Origin of the sequence: Clostridium sp. AM28-20LB, assembly GCF_003480665.1 — a bacterium.
GTDB classification, from domain to species: domain Bacteria; phylum Bacillota; class Clostridia; order Lachnospirales; family Lachnospiraceae; genus Otoolea; species Otoolea fessa.
Genome location: NZ_QUJN01000004.1, coordinates 229,613 through 247,394, shown reverse-complemented (window position 1 = coordinate 247,394; position 17,782 = coordinate 229,613). Strand labels below are relative to the sequence as shown.

The 17,782-nt window shown below is 49.5% G+C and carries 20 protein-coding genes and 3 pseudogenes; 22 read left to right on the top strand and 1 reads right to left on the bottom strand.

The window, feature by feature from the left end; translation table 11 throughout:
- Nucleotides 1-113 precede the first annotated feature (113 nt).
- From DW739_RS10500 to DW739_RS10460, 8 genes and pseudogenes are all read left to right on the top strand, one after another.
- Nucleotides 114-272, top strand: coding sequence for a transposon-encoded TnpW family protein (locus tag DW739_RS10500; protein ID WP_118743020.1), 159 nt, complete (start codon nucleotides 114-116; stop codon nucleotides 270-272).
- A 41-nt stretch (nucleotides 273-313) separates the two neighbouring features.
- A pseudogene (locus tag DW739_RS10495) lies at nucleotides 314-1,147 on the top strand (TraM recognition domain-containing protein); the annotation flags it as partial.
- A gap of 63 nt (nucleotides 1,148-1,210) precedes the next feature.
- A pseudogene (locus DW739_RS10490) lies at nucleotides 1,211-1,333 on the top strand (Maff2 family protein); the annotation flags it as partial.
- 197 nt (nucleotides 1,334-1,530) lie between these two features.
- Nucleotides 1,531-1,854, top strand: a complete 324-nt coding sequence (locus DW739_RS10485; protein ID WP_005927798.1) for a PadR family transcriptional regulator — start codon at nucleotides 1,531-1,533, stop codon at nucleotides 1,852-1,854.
- Nucleotides 1,851-2,438, top strand: coding sequence for a DUF2812 domain-containing protein (locus DW739_RS10480; protein ID WP_113993399.1), 588 nt, complete (start codon nucleotides 1,851-1,853; stop codon nucleotides 2,436-2,438). The genes DW739_RS10485 and DW739_RS10480 overlap by 4 nt, the downstream gene beginning before the upstream one ends.
- A gap of 120 nt (nucleotides 2,439-2,558) precedes the next feature.
- Nucleotides 2,559-3,059: a sigma factor-like helix-turn-helix DNA-binding protein gene (locus tag DW739_RS10470; RefSeq protein WP_015537034.1), complete on the top strand. Its 501-nt coding sequence runs from the start codon at nucleotides 2,559-2,561 to the stop codon at nucleotides 3,057-3,059.
- Nucleotides 3,037-3,234 carry a helix-turn-helix domain-containing protein gene (locus DW739_RS10465; RefSeq protein ID WP_118743018.1) on the top strand — a complete coding sequence of 66 codons (198 nt, stop codon included), beginning with the start codon at nucleotides 3,037-3,039 and terminating at the stop codon, nucleotides 3,232-3,234. Before DW739_RS10470 ends, DW739_RS10465 begins: the two co-directional genes overlap by 23 nt.
- A gap of 42 nt (nucleotides 3,235-3,276) precedes the next feature.
- Complete coding sequence (locus DW739_RS10460; protein ID WP_118743017.1) at nucleotides 3,277-3,702, top strand: hypothetical protein; 426 nt, start codon at nucleotides 3,277-3,279, stop codon at nucleotides 3,700-3,702.
- Here DW739_RS10460 and DW739_RS14940 read toward each other — a convergent pair.
- The gene (locus tag DW739_RS14940; protein ID WP_182427978.1) at nucleotides 3,647-4,210 is read right to left on the bottom strand and encodes a hypothetical protein; all 564 of its coding nucleotides are present in this window, start codon (nucleotides 4,208-4,210) and stop codon (nucleotides 3,647-3,649) included. The two genes, DW739_RS10460 and DW739_RS14940, sit on opposite strands and share 56 nt — an antisense overlap.
- 34 nt (nucleotides 4,211-4,244) lie before the next feature.
- On the opposite strand from DW739_RS14940, the gene mobC reads away from it, so the two are divergent.
- The 14 genes and pseudogenes from mobC (at nucleotide 4,245) to DW739_RS10380 (ending at nucleotide 17,764) form a co-directional block, all read left to right on the top strand.
- Nucleotides 4,245-4,592 (top strand): plasmid mobilization relaxosome protein MobC, encoded by a 348-nt coding sequence (mobC, locus tag DW739_RS10450; protein WP_347560991.1) that lies wholly within the window; start codon nucleotides 4,245-4,247, stop codon nucleotides 4,590-4,592.
- The gene (locus DW739_RS10445; RefSeq protein WP_118743015.1) at nucleotides 4,564-6,180 is read left to right on the top strand and encodes a relaxase/mobilization nuclease domain-containing protein; all 1,617 of its coding nucleotides are present in this window, start codon (nucleotides 4,564-4,566) and stop codon (nucleotides 6,178-6,180) included. The genes mobC and DW739_RS10445 overlap by 29 nt, the downstream gene beginning before the upstream one ends.
- A 185-nt stretch (nucleotides 6,181-6,365) precedes the next feature.
- The gene (locus DW739_RS10435) at nucleotides 6,366-6,578 is read left to right on the top strand and encodes a hypothetical protein (protein WP_118743014.1); all 213 of its coding nucleotides are present in this window, start codon (nucleotides 6,366-6,368) and stop codon (nucleotides 6,576-6,578) included.
- Nucleotides 6,568-7,311: a phage replisome organizer N-terminal domain-containing protein gene (locus DW739_RS10430; RefSeq protein WP_118743013.1), complete on the top strand. Its 744-nt coding sequence runs from the start codon at nucleotides 6,568-6,570 to the stop codon at nucleotides 7,309-7,311. Before DW739_RS10435 ends, DW739_RS10430 begins: the two co-directional genes overlap by 11 nt.
- Nucleotides 7,308-8,162 (top strand): ATP-binding protein, encoded by an 855-nt coding sequence (locus DW739_RS10425; RefSeq protein ID WP_118743012.1) that lies wholly within the window; start codon nucleotides 7,308-7,310, stop codon nucleotides 8,160-8,162. Before DW739_RS10430 ends, DW739_RS10425 begins: the two co-directional genes overlap by 4 nt.
- Nucleotides 8,159-8,347, top strand: a complete 189-nt coding sequence (locus DW739_RS10420) for a transposon-encoded TnpW family protein (RefSeq protein ID WP_002569233.1) — start codon at nucleotides 8,159-8,161, stop codon at nucleotides 8,345-8,347. The genes DW739_RS10425 and DW739_RS10420 overlap by 4 nt, the downstream gene beginning before the upstream one ends.
- A gap of 111 nt (nucleotides 8,348-8,458) precedes the next feature.
- Nucleotides 8,459-10,069: a recombinase family protein gene (locus DW739_RS10415; RefSeq protein WP_118743011.1), complete on the top strand. Its 1,611-nt coding sequence runs from the start codon at nucleotides 8,459-8,461 to the stop codon at nucleotides 10,067-10,069.
- Between the two features lie 88 nt (nucleotides 10,070-10,157).
- Nucleotides 10,158-10,250, top strand: a pseudogene (locus DW739_RS15360) (Maff2 family protein); the annotation flags it as partial.
- Between the two features lie 70 nt (nucleotides 10,251-10,320).
- On the top strand, nucleotides 10,321-11,184 hold the full coding sequence (locus DW739_RS10405) for a VirB6/TrbL-like conjugal transfer protein, CD1112 family (protein ID WP_007860210.1): 864 nt from the start codon (nucleotides 10,321-10,323) through the stop codon (nucleotides 11,182-11,184).
- Nucleotides 11,185-11,188: 4 nt separating this feature from the next.
- Nucleotides 11,189-12,097, top strand: coding sequence for a radical SAM protein (locus DW739_RS10400; protein WP_162612832.1), 909 nt, complete (start codon nucleotides 11,189-11,191; stop codon nucleotides 12,095-12,097).
- A 1-nt stretch (nucleotide 12,098) separates the two neighbouring features.
- Nucleotides 12,099-12,491 (top strand): PrgI family protein, encoded by a 393-nt coding sequence (locus DW739_RS10395; RefSeq protein ID WP_006774460.1) that lies wholly within the window; start codon nucleotides 12,099-12,101, stop codon nucleotides 12,489-12,491.
- Nucleotides 12,451-14,847, top strand: a complete 2,397-nt coding sequence (locus DW739_RS10390; RefSeq protein ID WP_087221613.1) for a VirB4-like conjugal transfer ATPase, CD1110 family — start codon at nucleotides 12,451-12,453, stop codon at nucleotides 14,845-14,847. The genes DW739_RS10395 and DW739_RS10390 overlap by 41 nt, the downstream gene beginning before the upstream one ends.
- The gene (locus DW739_RS10385) at nucleotides 14,844-15,800 is read left to right on the top strand and encodes a site-specific DNA-methyltransferase (RefSeq protein ID WP_044942460.1); all 957 of its coding nucleotides are present in this window, start codon (nucleotides 14,844-14,846) and stop codon (nucleotides 15,798-15,800) included. Before DW739_RS10390 ends, DW739_RS10385 begins: the two co-directional genes overlap by 4 nt.
- Nucleotides 15,797-17,764 carry a C40 family peptidase gene (locus DW739_RS10380; protein ID WP_044942463.1) on the top strand — a complete coding sequence of 656 codons (1,968 nt, stop codon included), beginning with the start codon at nucleotides 15,797-15,799 and terminating at the stop codon, nucleotides 17,762-17,764. Before DW739_RS10385 ends, DW739_RS10380 begins: the two co-directional genes overlap by 4 nt.
- Nucleotides 17,765-17,782: the final 18 nt, after the last annotated feature.

Below are 17,782 nucleotides of genomic sequence, written 5' to 3'. Positions count from 1 at the left end.
GGCAAAGGTTTTATAGATACCTTAATGTTGCCGCCTTGCCTTCTTCCCTCATACCGATCACCGCCCGATGATGAAAAGTCACCGGGCATTTTTCATTTACAGGAGGATTTTGAATGAACAATACCGCAACCAACAGCACCCCTTGCCCTACTGTCAGAAAGCAGATCGGCAAGACCACCTATATCGTCCGTGTCCATTTCAGCGAGACCGCCAAAGAGACGATGGAGGACAAAATCAAGCGTCTGCTCCGTGATGAAGTCCGTAAAATGTGACTTCTTTGTAAACTTGATTAAAAAGTCCTTGACAATTTGTTTCTGGCAAAACAGCAAAATCAATCCTCATTTCTTGCGGTGCGAGGCTTGCGCCTTTTGATATTAAGGAATTGCGCGATCTCATGTCCTACGACGAATTAGAACTTGACACGTTAGGCGACAGAAAGAGCGCACTTTTCCTCATAATGAGCGATACGGACAGCACGTTTAATTTTGTTATCGCTATGCTGCAATCGCAGCTTTTCAATTTGCTTTGCGACAAAGCGGACGACGAATATAACGGCAAATTGCCTGTTCACGTCCGCTTTTTGCTTGACGAGTTTGCGAACATCGGACAGATACCCCGATTTGATAAACTGATTGCCACAATCCGCAGCCGGGAAATGTCCGCTTCTATCATTCTGCAATCGCAGAGCCAGCTAAAAGCCATTTACAAGGACGCGGCAGAAATCATACTTGATAATGCCGACAGCACCTTGTTTTTGGGAGGACGTGGGAAAAATGCAAAGGATATTTCGGATAACTTGGGACGGGAAACAATTGACAGTTTCAACACTTCCGAAAATCGCGGCACGCAGGTTTCTCATGGACTTACTTATCAAAAATTAGGAAAGGAGTTGATGACACAGGACGAAATAGCAGTTATGGACGGTGGGAAATGTATTTTGCAGCTACGCGGTGTACGTCCCTTTTTAAGCGACAAATACGATATAACGAAACACCCGAACTACAAATACCTTTCCGACTTCGACAAGAAAAACGCTTTTGATGTGGAACGGTATATGTCTACCCGCCCGGCAATAGTAAAGCCCGATGAAGCCTTTGACATATACGAAATAGATTTGTCCGACGAGGACGCAGCCGCCGAGGAATAACGGCGGCATTTTCATTTTCAACAACATTTTTTGAGCCGCAAAGCGGCAGAAAGCGAGGTTTATATGGATTTCTTTAACAGCGCAGTTGGTGTATTGCAGACTTTGGTTATCGCGCTTGGCGCAGGTCTTGGCATTTGGGGGGCTATCAACCTCATGGAGGGTTACGGCAACGACAATCCGGGCGCAAATGCTCATATACGGTAAAGAAGCAACAACACAAATTGAGAACAGCGTACCCTACTATTCTGTATCAAGTGGAGCAGTAACACGAAAATGTTGCTGCTCCATTTTCATGCCCCTTAAATAATTTCCTTGAATCTGCTTGACTTATATTACGGTTAGTGATATATTTATTACAGTAACCGTAATAAGGAGGCTGGACTATGAGAGACAATGCAAAAAGTGGTGCACTTACAGAAGTGACCTTTTATATTTTACTCTCTCTTTATACACCAAAACACGGATACGCCGTTATGCAGTTTGTTGAAGAAAAAACGGGCGGGCGGCTTTCGTTAGGCGCAGGCACTTTATATGGAGCATTAAACTCTTTGCAGGACAAGAAGTGGATTGAACCTTATGGAGATAGTGAGGGAAGAAAAAAAGAATACCACATTACAGCACAGGGAAAAGAAATTGCAGAAAAAGAGCTTGCAAGACTAAATGAACTTGTAAGCATTGCAAGTGAAATTATTGGAGGTGCAGTATGAGTAAAAAATGTTATCGCTTTTTTGGCGGATTGCTAAATACGCAGGAAAAATGGCTAAACAAAATGTCTGAAAAGGGTTATCGACTTGTTCGGACAGGAAAACTGTTATACGAATTTGAAAAATGCAAGCCCGATGAAGTGACCTATTGTGTAGAGTTTATCGGAGAAAAATCAAAAGAGAGTTCAATAGATTATGCTAATTTTTTGGAGGATATGGGATATAAGGTGTTTTTTAAAAATATCAATCTAAACTATTCTGTTGGAAAAGTTCGTTGGCGCCCATGGGCAGAAAGGGGTGGTCGTATTGCGACAAACACAACAACTTTTAATCGAGAAATCTTGATTGTGGAAAAAGTAAATGATGGAAAGCCTTTTGAACTCCATACATCTTATGACGATAAAGAAAAATATTATCGCAACTTACGCAATCCGTGGCTATTTCTACTGCTCATGTTTGCACTATTCGCAGTTACAAAGCAATCTATAATCTTTGGTATTTTTGCGTTGGTTTCTGTAATTCCTGGCAGTATATATCAAATACAGATAATGAAAATCCGGAAGGAAGCCAAGACACAGGAATGGTGAGGAAATAAATAGCAAATCCAGCCGAGCCAGTCAACGGTCAAGATGAACGGCGCAAATGTGCCGCCGTTGACAGCCCCGCCCGTCTTTGCTGTTCGGTAATCAAGAGGGCGACAGCATAAAATGCTGCCGCCCTCTGCCATTATTCAGAAAGGGGGATTTTCCATGACCGAACACGAAAAGTATCAAGAACATATCCGGCATACACACGATGCCTTTTGCAAGACCGTTATTCGCCACGCTGCCATAGACGCAGCCCGGAGCATACGCAGCCGCCGCAAGCGGGAAATCTCGCTTGAATATCTGATAGAAGAAAAACACTATCCATTCAGCACCACAGATAAATACTTTGCGGAGCAAGCTGCCATGAACAGCTATCCGCTTTTCGTCTGTGGTCAGATGGTGCTTTTGGAAAGTCCAGAGCTTGCCGCAGCGCTGTCCGCACTATCACAGATGGAACAGGAAATCATTTTCCTGTACTACTTCCAACGATTGACGCATAGGGAGATTGGACGGAGATATGGACGGGCTGGCAACACAACCGGGCGGCGTATTCAGATGATTTTACGGCAGCTACGGGCAGAGTTAGAGGGCTTGTCCTATGAACCAGCTACTTCCCTATGAAACAATCGTTAAGGCAAGCGAGGGCGACCCGGAAGCTGTTGCCGCCGTTCTATCTCATTATGTCGGATATATCCGCTCTTGTGCGAAAATGGACGGACAGATTAACACGGATATGCAGGAGCATATCGTCAGGCAACTGATAGAAAGCCTGTTGAAGTTCCGCTTTGACCGCTAAACAGAAAAGTTGTATAATTAGAGCCTGACAAATTAAACTTCAATGAGGGTAGATCAAATGGAACAGATTATCAATTATAGAGACATACCCACAGATAAAAGGATTGACATATTAAATGCTCTTGAGCGAATAGGTTTTTTTCCGGCATACGGCGGCGTGAAAACAATGCAGCAAATTATGGAAAAGTCAGTTCCAGGTTCAGGCCCACAATTCTATTTCGTTTTCCGTGAAAATGAGTTGATAGGGTACAATTTTCTCATTGGGGACACTAAGAAATATAAAGCGTTCCCATGGCTTGCTATTAGCAATATGGATGAGCAGAAGTTGACTGTTTGTGAAGAAATGATGAAAATACAAATTGCCTTTTTTGAAGAACTCGGAATGCAAAAGATAGCAGATCATTGCGTTAGGATTATGGAAGATTACAGAAAAGGAATTGGAAAGCAGAAAGAAAGCGATTGCAGATAAATTCCATTTGAAAAACGGCTGACAATTTAATACCGCCGCCCATCACAGCGGCAGATAAGCAGTAAATCTTGAAAAGGTTTACTGCTTTTTTTGCGCCCATTTTCAAAAATCTTTGGCAAACCACACCGCCGGATTGTTGTAGGGAGCAGACAGGGAAAACAAAAAAAAATCCGCTGCGTTTGCCAAAACGCCCCCTTTTCACCGTTGTAGTGGTGAACAGCGGGCAGAACACGCCGCCGCAATCGCTATATTGGTGGAGCAAGCCAGTATATCCGCAAACCAGAGCCGCCGAGGAAAGCGGTAGTTTTTTAGAGCAAGATTCTACCACGGTGCCAAAATCCGCATATCTGCGGTTTTGCCCCTTTGGTAAATCTTGTTGGGGAGTGCCTTCCCCAAACCCTGCTATGCGGCTTGTGCCGCTTGAAAATCCCACCAAAAAATACTTAAAAAATCGCCCACAAAACGGCGGTAAGTGAAAGGAGTTGATACCCATAGGAAAGCGATACAATACGCCCCACCGAAGCCATGTAGTCAAGACACGCATGACCAAAGAAGAATATGCCGACTTCACGGAACGGCTAAAGAATTATGACATGAGCCAAGCCGAGTTTATCCGACAAGCCATTGCAAGGGCGACCATTTGCCCTATTGTTACCGTTTCCCCGGTCAATGATGAACTGCTATCCGCTGTTGGAAAGTTGATAGCCGAATACGGAAAAATCGGCGGCAACCTTAATCAGATTGCCCGTGCCCTCAACGAATACGGAACGCCCTACAATACGCTGTCCGTTGAAGTGCGAGCCGCCATTTCCGACCTTGCCGCCTTGAAGTTTGAAGTCTTGCAGAAAGTGGGTGACGCTGTTGGCAACATTCAAACATATCAGCTCTAAAAATGCCGACTATGGCGCAGCGGAAGCCTACCTCACATTTGAGCATGACGAGTTTACCATGAAGCCCACCCTTGATGAAAACGGGCGGCTGATACCGAGAGAGGATTACCGCATTTCTTCCCTCAACTGCGGGGGCGATGATTTCGCCGTTGCCTGTATGCGAGCCAATCTCCGCTATGAGAAAAACCAAAAACGGGAAGATGTGAAAAGCCACCACTATATCATCAGCTTTGACCCACGGGACGGGACAGACAACGGCTTGACCGTAGACCGGGCGCAGGAGCTGGGCGAGCAGTTCTGCAAGGAGCATTTCCCAGGACACCAAGCCATTGTCTGTACCCACCCGGACGGACACAACCACAGCGGCAATATCCATGTTCACATTGTTATCAATTCTCTGCGTATTGAGGAAGTACCCTTACTGCCCTACATGGACAGACCGGCAGATACCCGTGCCGGGTGCAAGCACCGCTGTACGGACGCTGCTATGGAATACTTCAAAGCCGAGGTCATGGAGATGTGCCACCGGGAAAATCTCTATCAGATTGACCTATTGCATGGCAGCAAAAACCGCATTACCGAGCGTGAGTATTGGGCGCATAAAAAAGGACAAGCCAAACTTGACAAGGAAAATGCCGCCCTTGCAGCCGAGGGGAAGCCTGTAAAGCAGACCAAGTTTGAAACCGACAAGGCGAAGCTGCGGCAGACCATACGGAATGCCATGAGCGAAGCGACCACCTTTGACGAGTTTTCCGCTTTACTTCTGCAACAGGGCGTGACCGTCAAAGAGAGCCGAGGGCGATTGTCCTACCTTACCCCGGACAGAACGAAACCCATTACCGCCCGAAAACTGGGAGATGATTTTGACCGTGCCGCTGTTCTTACTCTTTTGGAGCAGAACGCCCACAGAGCCGCCGAAAAGACCGTACCCATACCCGAATACCATACCGCTGAAACAAACCGCACAGAGCGAGGAAAAACGCAGAAAATCGCCCCGACAGGCAACATTCAGAGAATGGTTGACCGTGCGGCGAAGCGAGCCGAGGGAAAAGGTATCGGCTATGACCGTTGGGCGGCTGTCCACAATCTCAAACAGATGGCGGCTACCGTTGCCGCTATGGAGCAATACGGCTTTACCCCGGATGAACTGGACGCAGCCCTTGTGTCTGCCAATGCGGATTTACACAGCAGCACCGCCAAGCTGAAGCCCATTGAAACGGCTATCCGTGAGAAAAAGGACTTGCAGAAACAGGTGCTTGCCTATGCCAAGACAAGAGATGTGCGTAACGGATTGAAAAAGCAGAAAACCGATAATGCACGCAAAGCCTACCGGGAAAAGCATGAAAGCGACTTTATCATAGCAGACGCAGCCGTAAGATATTTTCGGCAAAAAGGCATTACCAAGCTGCCCACCTATAAATCGTTGCAGGCTGAAATCGAGCAGCTTACCGCCGAGAAGAACGCCCTTTACAACGAGTACCGGGCAAATAAAGAGCGTGTCCGGGAATTGCAGACCATGAAAAGCAATCTTTCCCAAATGCACCACGGCGAGCCGAGCCGACAGAAAAAGCATGAACAGGAGCGATAAAAAACCGCCCCCAAATGTACCTGAACCCATACAGAACAAGGGGGCTGCCCCGTACCCTATCCGCAATACCAAAGGATTTTTTAACGGGCTTACAGGGCAGAAAAACCCCGAAAATGATACCGAGATGATACAGAATTACCGCCGATACCGCCACACCAGCGGAAACGGCAGAAAGGAGCGCACCCATGCCAAGAATGAGCAAGAAACGGCGGCTGGAATGGTCTTTTTTCCTGCGACAAGTGAAAATCGGGAATACCACCTGCGACCGTATCACATACAACGACCTCTGCCGGGGCTGTACCCATAGCTGCAAGCAGAGCTTCCGGGTGGTTATCATACTCTGCCCCCGCTACTACTCCAAACGCCGGAAAAAGGAGGACAGGGACAATGGCAGATAACCGCAAGTATTACTACCTCAAGCTGAAAGAGAACTTTTTTGACAGCGACTCCATTGTGCTGCTGGAAGATATGAAAGACGGGATTTTATATTCCAATATCCTCTTGAAGTTGTACTTAAAATCGCTGAAAAACGGCGGGAAGTTGCAGCTTGACGAGCATATCCCCTACACAGCGCAGATGATAGCGACACTGACCCGCCACCAGATAGGGACGGTTGAGAGGGCTTTAGAGATTTTCCGGCAGTTGGGGCTTGTGGAGCAGCTTGACAGTGGGGCTTTTTATATGACCGACATTGAGCTGATGATAGGACAGTCCTCTACCGAAGCCGAGAGGAAACGGGCTGCAAGGCTGGAAAACAAGGCACTTTTACCGCCCCGGACAAAAGGCGGACATTTGTCCGACATTCGTCCACCAGAGATAGAGTTAGAGAAAGAGATAGAGATAGAAAAAGAGAGAGAGGGAGAAACGGGACACCCCGTCCCCGCCGCTTATGGCAGATACAACAATGTGATACTGACCGATACAGAGCTTTCCGGGCTGAAAACAGAGCTGCCCGACAAGTGGGAGTATTATATTGACCGGCTTTCCTGCCATATCGCTTCCACCGGGAAACAGTACCACAGCCATGCAGCCACCATTTACAAGTGGGCGCAGGAGGACGCTGCCAAAGGCAAGGCTGCCCCGAAACAGGGCATACCCGATTATTCATGCAAGGAGGGCGAGAGCTTATGAAAAACGGAATTGAAGCTATGATTACGGACATTACAGCCACTACCGCCGAAGCGGAGGACTACACAGGCGAGGACGGGCTTTTATACTGCGGCAAGTGCCATACGCCCAAAGAAGCCTATTTTGCAGAGGGAAAGACTTGTTTCGGGCGTGACCGCCACCCGGCAGAGTGCGACTGCCAGCGGGCAGCCCGTGAAAAGCAACAAGCCGCCGAAAGCAGACAGAAGCACCTTGAAACAGTGGAGGACTTGAAACGCCGGGGCTTTATCGACCCCTCTATGCGGAACTGGACATTTGAGCATGACAACGGCAGAAACCCGCAGACCGAAACCGCCCGCTTTTATGTGGAGAGCTGGGAAACCATGCAGGCTGAAAATATCGGCTACCTGTTTTGGGGCGGCGTGGGGACAGGAAAAAGCTACCTTGCTGCCTGTATCGCCAACGCCCTTATGGAGCAGGAAGTCCCGGTGTGCATGACAAACTTTGCAACGATACTGAATGACCTTTCCGCCAGCTTTGAGGGCAGGAATGAGTATATTTCCCGCCTTTGCAGCTACCCCCTGCTGATACTTGATGATTTTGGTATGGAGCGAGGGACGGAATACGGGCTGGAACAGGTTTACAGCGTGATTGACAGCCGTTACCGAAGCGTCAAGCCGCTGATCGCCACGACCAACCTCACACTGAAGGAATTGCAGCACCCGCAGGACACGCCCCACGCCCGTATCTATGACAGGCTGACTTCCATGTGCGCCCCCGTCCGCTTCACGGGCAGCAACTTCCGAAAGGAAACCGCACAGGAAAAGCTGGAACGCTTAAAGCAACTGATGAAGCAGCGAAAGGAGAGCCTATGACAGAAACGAAACAGACAAGCACCACCAAAACAGACCGCCGCCCGGACTGTGTGACGGAAATCCGCATGGGCAACTCCGTCCTTACCGTTTCCGGCTTCTTCAAGCAGGGCGCAACCGATACCGCAGCCGACAAGATGATGAAAGTGCTGGAAGCGGAAGCTGCTACACAAAAAACGGCGATTTGACCGACCATAAAGAAGCAGATTTGACGCTTTTGCCGCTATACAGACAGACGCCCCATGTGGTACAATTAAGGTACGGAATAGTGGGGCTGGCTGTCGGAAACGGAGGATTTTATGTTAAGACAGACCAACCAACAACCAATTACCGCCCTTTACCCAAGACTTTCTCATGAGGACGAGCTGCAAGGCGAGAGCAATTCCATTTCCAACCAGAAGCGTATTCTTGAAACCTATGCAAAGCAGAACGGCTTTTCCAATCTGCGCTGGTACACGGACGACGGTTATTCTGGTGCGAACTTTCAAAGACCCGGTTTTCAAGCCATGCTTGCGGACATTGAAGCCGGAAAAGTCGGGACAGTTATCGTAAAGGATATGTCGAGGTTAGGGCGAAACTACCTGCAAGTGGGAATGTACACGGAAATGATTTTCCCACAGAAAGGTGTCCGCTTCATCGCTATCAATGACGGAGTGGACAGCGCACAGGGCGACAATGACTTTGCCCCGCTGCGGAATATCTTTAACGAATGGCTGGTGAGAGATACGAGCAAGAAAATCAAAGCAGTAAAACGCTCAAAAGGCATGAGTGGCAAGCCCATCACAAGCAAGCCTGTGTATGGCTACCTCATGGACGAGGATGAAAATTTCATTATTGACGAGGAAGCTGCACCCGTAGTCAAGCAGATATACAACCTCTGCCTTGCCGGGAACGGTCCGACTAAGATAGCCCGTATGCTCACAGAGCAGCAAATCCCCACGCCGGGGACGCTGGAATACCGCAGGACGGGCAGCACCCGCCGCTACCACCCCGGCTATGAGTGCAAGTGGGCGACCAATACCGTTGTGCATATCCTTGAAAACCGGGAATACACAGGCTGTCTGGTAAATTTCAAGACAGAAAAACTTTCTTACAAAGTCAAGCACAGTGTAGAAAATCCCCCGGAAAAGCAAGTGATTTTCGAGAACCACCACGAGCCTATCATAGACACCCAGACATGGGAACGGGTGCAGGAGCTTCGCAAGCAGCGCAAACGCCCCAACCGCTATGATGAAGTGGGCTTGTTCTCCGGCATACTGTTCTGTGCGGACTGCGGCAGCGTCATGTACCAGCAGCGATACCAGACGGACAAGCGCAAGCAGGACTGTTATATCTGCGGCAACTACAAGAAACGCACCCATGACTGTACGGCGCACTTTATCCGCACCGACCTCTTGACCGCTGGTGTACTCTCCAATCTGCGGAAAGTGACCAGCTATGCGGCAAAGCATGAAGCCCGGTTTATGAAGCTGCTGATCGAGCAGAACGAGGACGGCGACAAACGCCGGAACGCCGCCAAGAAAAAGGAGTTGGAAGCCGCTGAAAAGCGTATCGGTGAGCTTTCCGCCATTTTCAAGCGGCTGTATGAGGACAGCGTAAGCGGACGCATTTCTGACGAGCGTTTCACAGAGCTTTCGGCAGACTACGAAGCCGAACAGCAGGAATTGAAAGAGCGTGTTGCCAGAATACAGGCGGAGCTTTCTAAAGCGCAGGAAGCCACCGTAAACGCAGAAAAGTTTATGAACATTGTCCGCAAGCACATGAACTTTGAAGAACTGACCCATACCCTCTTGCGTGAGTTTGTAGAGAAAATCGTTGTGCATGAGTGCAGCTATGACGAGAACAAGACCCGCAGACAGGACATTGAGATTTATTATTCTTTTGTTGGCAAGGTGGACTTGCCCGAATAACCGCCCGACCTATCCGACATACCTCATGTGCCGGATAGGAACGGCAAAATTTTTTACACTTCTATTACTTCTTTATCACACATCAGTAAAGAGCCAGGGCATGAAGCAGCTTATGGCGGGCGGTGGCGTCGCGTTGATCGGCGGCACCCTTGTTCCGCTTCTTTCCAAACTTTTTGGATAATGCCTAAAACAAATACCACCCGCCGCGCCCTCTCGGAAACGGGAGGGCGCGGGAAAGGAGGGATTAACTTTTGATATGGCAGATGATTGAAGATTGGTTTCGCGGCATTTTGACAGACGGGATTTTATCGAACCTCTCCGGCTTGTTTGACAGCGTAAATACAGAGGTTGGAGAAATTGCAACGCAAGTCGGCACGACCCCCGCCGGGTGGAACGCGGGCATATTCAACATGATACGCAGCCTTTCGGAAAACGTCATTGTACCGATTGCGGGCGTTATCATTACCTTTGTCATGTGTTATGAACTAATCCAGCTTGTAATTGAAAAAAACAATCTGCACGATCTCGACACTTGGATTTTTTTCAAATGGATTTTCAAAACCTTTGTTGCGGTGCTGCTGGTAACAAATACTTGGAATATCGTCATGGGAGTTTTTGACGTTACGCAGAGCGTCGTCAATCAGAGCGCGGGGGTTATCATATCCGATACAAGCATAGACGTTACCACTGTCATTACCGACATTGAAGCAAAACTCGACGCTATGAGCGTGGGCGGTCTTTTGGGGTTATGGTTTCAATCCCTCTTTGTAGGGCTTACCATGAAAGCCCTGTCAATCTGCATTATGCTTGTGGTGTATGGGCGCATGATTGAAATATATCTTGTAACGAGCGTTGCCCCTATCCCGATGGCAACAATGGTAAATCACGAATGGGGCAGCATGGGACAGAATTACTTAAAATCTTTGCTTGCGCTTGGTTTTCAAGCGTTTTTGATTTTGGTGTGTGTCGGCATTTATGCGGTGTTGATACAGACAATCGCAGCGACCGACGACATATCCGGCGCGATCTGGGCTTGCATGGGCTATACCGTCCTCTTGTGCTTTACCCTTTTCAAAACAGGGAGCCTTGCAAAGAGCGTCTTTTCGGCACATTAAGGGGGTGAGTTATGATTTGAAAATCGGCTTAATCGACGTTGACAGCCATAATTTCCCCAACCTCTGCTTGATGAAGCTATCCGCGTATCATAAAGCAAAGGGGCATACGGTGGAATGGTGGAACACAAAGGAGCGGTACGACCTTGTATATAAAAGCCGCGTCTTTACGGACACCTATTCCAAAGACACGATAACCGTTACCAACGCGGAACAGGTCATTTTCGGCGGTACGGGCTACGACACGAAAAACCGCTTGCCGCCGGAAGTGGAACACAGTTACCCGGATTATTCAATCTACCCGCAGTTTTTCGGGATTGCTTACGGCTTTTTAAGCCGGGGTTGTCCGAGAAATTGCGGGTTTTGCATTGTCAGCGGTAAAGAGGGACGCAAAAGCGTTAAGGTTGCGGATTTGTCCGAGTTTTGGAAATGGCAGCCGGAAATAAAAATCATGGACGCTAATCTGCTTGCCTGTCCCGACCATGAAAATCTCATTGAGCAGCTTATACGAAGCCGCGCATGGGTGGATTTTTCGCAAGGGCTGGATATTCGCCTTGTGAACAGGGATAATGTCAGCCTGTTAAATCGGGTACGGATAAAAGCGGTACATTTTGCATGGGATAATCCCGACGAGGACTTGACCGGGTATTTCCAACGTTTTTTGGATTTGACAGCTATTAAGAGCAGCCGCCAGCGGCGCGTGTATGTTCTTACCAACTACGGCAGCACTCACGAACAGGATTTATACCGCGTGAACACCTTGCGGGCTATGGGCTTTGACCCGTATGTGATGATTTACGAGCGTCCAACCGCCCCGCCTGTTACCCGCCATTTGCAACGGTGGGTAAACAACAAGCGGCTTTTCTATGCTGTTCCCCGCTTTGAAGATTACATTCCGGGCAGAAAGGAGGTTTGAAATGGCGTATGTAACCGTCCCAAAGGACTTAACAAAAATCAAAAGCAAGGTAATGTTCAACCTTACCAAACGACAGCTAATTTGTTTCAGCGCGGCGGTAGCAATCGGACTGCCGCTGTTCTTTTTGGTAAAAGGCAGCGTTGGAACGAGCGCAGCGGCATTGTGCATGGTGCTTGCCATGCTGCCTATGTTTTTGCTTGCCATGTACGAGAAAAACGGGCAACCGCTGGAAGTGATTATTCGGCAATTTGTGGAAGTGAAGTTTCTTCGCCCCAAAGAGCGACCTTATCAGACCAACAATTTTTATGCCGCCCTTGCGCGGCAAGAGCAATTAGATAAGGAGGTACGGGCGATTGTCAAAGGAAAAGAAAAACACCCAAAACGAAAAGCGTAAACTTTCCCGACAGGAAAGAAAACAGATAGATACCCTTATCCGACAGGCAAAGGGCGACGGGAAGCCCCATACGGCGCAGGACAGCATACCGTTTGAGCGAATGTATAAGGACGGGATTTGCCGCCTTGCAAACGGGCGGTATTCCAAGTGCATTGAGTTTGAGGATATAAATTATCAGCTTGCGCAGCCGGACGACAAAACCGCCATTTTTGAAGCCCTTTGCGATATGTATAACTCGTTCGACGCTTCTATCAGCGTGCAGCTTTCCCTAATCAGCCGCCATGCGAACAAGGACGATTTTAAGAACAGTATCACGATTGCACCGCAGAATGACGACTTCGACAGTATCAGAGCAGAATACACCGAAATGCTTAGGACGCAGCTTGAACGCGGAAACAACGGGCTTATCAAAACCAAGTTTCTCACCTTTACCGTTGAAGCAAAGGACATTAGATCGGCGCGGGCGCGTCTTGCCCGCATTGAAACGGACACCCTCAACCATTTTAAGGTGATCGGCGCGGCGGCGCGGGTATTGGACGGGAAACAGCGTCTTGAAGTGCTGCATGGGATTTTTCACCCGGACGGGGAACGCTTTAACTTTGCGTGGGAATGGCTACCCGCAAGTGGGCTTTCCGTCAAGGACTTTATCGCCCCGTCCTCTTTCCGATTTGGCGACGGGCGAATGTTTCAAATGGGCGGCAAGTTTGGTGCGGTTTCCTTTTTGCAGATCGTCGCGCCGGAACTCTCCGACCGTATGCTTGCCGACTTCATGGACGCGGAAAACGGGATTATCGTTAATCTGCACATTCAGAGTATCGACCACAACGAAGCAATCAAGACGATTAAGCGCAAGATCACCGACCTTGACCGCATGAAGATTGAGGAACAAAAGAAAGCAATCCGCAGCGGCTACGACATGGATATTATTCCGTCTGACCTTGCCACCTACGGCGGGGAAGCAAAAAACCTACTCCGCGATTTGCAGAGCCGCAACGAAAGAATGTTTCTGCTCACGCTGCTTGTCTTAAACCTTGCAGATACCAAGCAGAAATTGGATAACGAAGTATTTGGGGCGGCGGCAATCGCACAGAAATACAACTGCATTTTGACCCGCCTTGACTACCGGCAGGAACAGGGGCTTATGTCCTCTATCCCGTTGGGGGAAAACCTTATCCATATCCAGCGCGGCTTGACGACCAGCAGCACCGCCGTTTTCGTTCCCTTTACGGTGCAAGAGCTGTTCCAAAGCGGCGAAGCATTGTATTACGGCTTAAACGCCCTTTCCAACAACATGATTTTGTGCGACCGAAAGAAGCTGAAAAACCCCAACGGCTTGATACTCGGCACACCGGGCAGCGGCAAAAGTTTTTCTGCAAAACGCGAAATCACAAACGCTTTTCTTATCACGTCCGACGACATTATCATTTGCGACCCCGAAGCCGAATATTATCCCCTTGTCGGACGTTTGAAAGGACAGGTTATCAAGGTTTCGCAGAACAGCACGCAGTACATTAACCCTATGGATATTAACCTCAATTACAGCGAGGGCGACACGCCCATAGCCTTAAAGAGCGATTTTATCCTTTCCTTTTGTGAGTTGATTATGGGAGGTAAAAACGGGCTGGAAGCTGTTGAAAAGACCTTGATTGACCGCGCTGTTATCAGCGTGTACCGCAACTACCTTGCCGACCCGAAGCCTAAAAATATGCCGATTTTGGGCGACCTCTACGACGAAATCAAGAAGCAGCCGGAAAAGGAAGCGCAGCGTATCGCGGCGGCATTGGAACTCTATGTAAACGGCAGCTTGAACATTTTTAACCACAGGACAAACGTTGACATTCATAACCGCCTTGTCTGCTTTGATATTAAGGAACTCGGTACGCAGCTTAAAAAAGTCGGTATGCTTATCGTCCAAGACCAAGTATGGAACAGAGTAACGGTAAACCGCAGCGAGGGCAAGGCGACGCGGTATTACATCGACGAGTTTCATTTGCTGCTCAAAGAGGAACAGACCGCAGCGTACAGCGTTGAGATTTGGAAGCGTTTTAGAAAGTGGGGCGGTATTCCGACAGGTATCACCCAAAACGTGAAAGATTTGTTGTCGTCCCGCGAGGTGGAGAACATCTTTGAAAACTCGGACTTTGTGTATATGCTCAACCAAGCCCAGGGCGACAGGGAAATCCTTGCAAAGCAGCTTAACATTTCGCAGCAGCAAATGACCTATGTAACCCATTCCGAAGCGGGCGAGGGGCTTATTTTCTACGGCAACGTGATTTTGCCCTTTATTGACCGTTTCCCGCAAAATACAGAACTCTATCGCGTCATGACGACCAAACCCGGCGAGGTGTCGGCATGAGGATAGAAACGGACAAAATCTATTGCGGCGACAGCTTGCAGGTACTTCAAACCTTGCCGGATAACTGTATGGATTGTTGCGTAACGTCCCCGCCCTACTATGCTTTGCGCGATTACGGCACAGACGGGCAGATCGGGCGGGAAGCAACGCCGGAGGAATATGTTTCCCGCATTACGGCGGTTTTCCATGAGGTAAAGCGGGTGCTTACGCCGGAGGGTACTTGTTGGCTGAATATCGCGGACACTTATTGCGGCACAGGCAGCAAAGCCGACCACCAAGACCCGAAATACCCCAAAGGCAGGAACGGGCAGCAAGTGGCGGTAAACCACCGCGCCCCCGGCTGCAAGCCGAAAGACCTAATCGGTATTCCGTGGCTTGTAGCCCTTGCCTTGCGGGGCGACGGTTGGTATTTGCGCAGTTCTATCATTTGGCATAAGGGGAACCCCATGCCGGAAAGCACGCGGGACAGGCCGACCCGCTGCTATGAATATGTGTTTCTGCTTACCAAGTCAAAGAAGTATTTTTACGATTGGCAAGCGGTAGCCGAGCCGATAGCCCTCACAACGGCGGGTCGGCTGAAAAGCGGAGTTAGCAAAGGAAACAAGTATAACGTTACTGTTCCGGGGCAAAACCAACCGCAGAAAATCAACCGCCCCCGCGAAAAGGGCGCATACGCCGATGAGTTGATATGCCCCGTCCGCAGCCGCCGCAACGTTTGGCAGATCAACACAGCTTCCTATCGCGGCGGGCATTTCGCAGCTTTCCCGCCGAAACTTGCGGAAACGTGCATTTTGGCGGGCTGTCCCGTCGGCGGGATTGTCCTTGACCCGTTTTTAGGCAGCGGAACCACCGCAGCGGCGGCAAAAAGCCTTGACCGCCGCTATATTGGTATTGAGATCAACCCCGAATACTGTAACCTTGCGAAACAGCGGATTGGAGGTGAAAGCCCATGAGCAAGGAATGGAAAGCCCCGGACAAGGTAACGCAGAAAATGACCCGCGACGGTGCGGTTGCGGAAAACCTCACGACGGGCGAAACGTCCAGTATCAGCGAAAGGCCGCAGGAGGAAAACTATTCAGCCCCCGCAGGCGCGGCAGCGGAAAAGGTTGTGCAGCATATCGGCGCAGAGATTGAGCGACACGCAGCAAAAGGCGCGGAGAAAAAAGCCCTTGACGCGGCGCAGCCTAAAACCCATTCTTCCCGCTTGCAGTTTTCCGAAGCGGAACGGGCAACGCCGGACCTGCAAAAGGCAATCAAAAAATCCGATACGGCGGCTGACCGTTTAGACAAAGCGCGGGCAGCTATCCCCAAACAGACCAAAATCAAGAAAGAGCGCGTTTTTGACGAAGCCAAAGGCAAAGCAAAGACGCGCCTTGCTTTTGAAAAAACGGATAAGCCCCCAAACGGCAAGTTGCGTCATAACCCGTTATCCCGTCCGGCGCAGGAATTGGACGCCGCCGTACATGGAAAAATCTATGAGGTGGAGAAAGAAAACGTCGGTGTGGAAAGCGGACACAGGATAGAACTTGTGGGCGAGAAAGCGGGCGGCATGACGACGCGGGCAGTAAAACGCGGCATACGCAGCCATAAGCTGAAACCTTACCGGGCGGCGGCAGCAGCCGAGAAAAAGGCAGCAAAGGCAAACGCCGATTTTCTCTATCAAAAGGCGCTGCATGATAACCCCGCCCTTGCGCACTCTAACCCGATTTCCCGTTTTTGGCAAAAGCAGCGCATTAAAAAGCAGTATGCAAAGGCGTTGAAAACGGGCGGCAAGGTGAAAAAGACCGCCGAAGCCACCGCAAAGGCAGCAAAGAAAACGGCGCAGGAAACCAAACGGGCGACGTTCTTTGTCGTCCGGCATTGGAAAGGCTGTTTGATCGTGGGCGGGATTGCCTTTATCGTGCTTCTGTTTTTCGGCGGTTTGTCCTCTTGTTCCCTGTTCGGCGGCAACAGCGGAAGCGGCTTGATTGCGTCGTCCTATCTCTCCGAGGACGCGGATATTACAGGCGCAGAAAGCGCGTATGTCGCTATGGAAGCCGAGTTACAGGATATGCTGGATAACATCGAAAGCGAATACCCCGGCTATGACGAATACCGGGTAACGGCTGACGAGATCGAGCATGACCCGTATGTGCTAATCTCTATCCTCTCCGCTTGGCATGAGGGCGTGTTTACTCTCGATGAAGCGCAAAGCACCCTTGAAATGCTCTTTGATAAACAGTATATCTTGACGGTTACGGAGGAAGTCGAGGTACGCTACCGCACCGAAACGCGGACGGACAGCGAGGGCAACGAATACGACGTTGAAGTAGCCTATAACTATTACATTCTCAATGTGGATTTGGAAAACTTCAACCTCTCCCATGTTCCCGTTTACATTATGGGCGAGGAACAGCTATCCATGTACGCTATGTATATGTCGTCGCTTGGGAACAGACCCGACCTTTTCCCGCAATCCGGCTATATTTCAAAATACTATGAAAACCCGCCAGCGGATTATGAAATCCCGCCCGCCTATCTGGAAGATGAACAGTTTGCGCGGCTCATTGAGGAAGCGGAAAAGTATGTCGGTTTTCCTTATGTGTGGGGCGGCAGCAGCCCGGAAACCTCTTTTGATTGCAGCGGTTTTGTTAGCTATGTGCTGACGAACAGCGGCCTATACAATACGGGCAGACTTGGGGCACAGGGGCTTTACAACATTTCAACCCGCGTTTCCAACCCGCAGCCGGGGGATTTGGTTTTCTTTACGGGTACATACGACACACCGGGCGTATCTCATGTGGGTATCTACGTTGGCGAGGACGGGGACGGAAGCCCCGTCATGCTGCATTGTGGCGACCCGATACAATACGCAAAACTTGATACAAGCTATTGGCAATCCCATTTTTACGCCTATGGGCGGCTACATTACAACTGACTTTGAAAGGAGTTTATT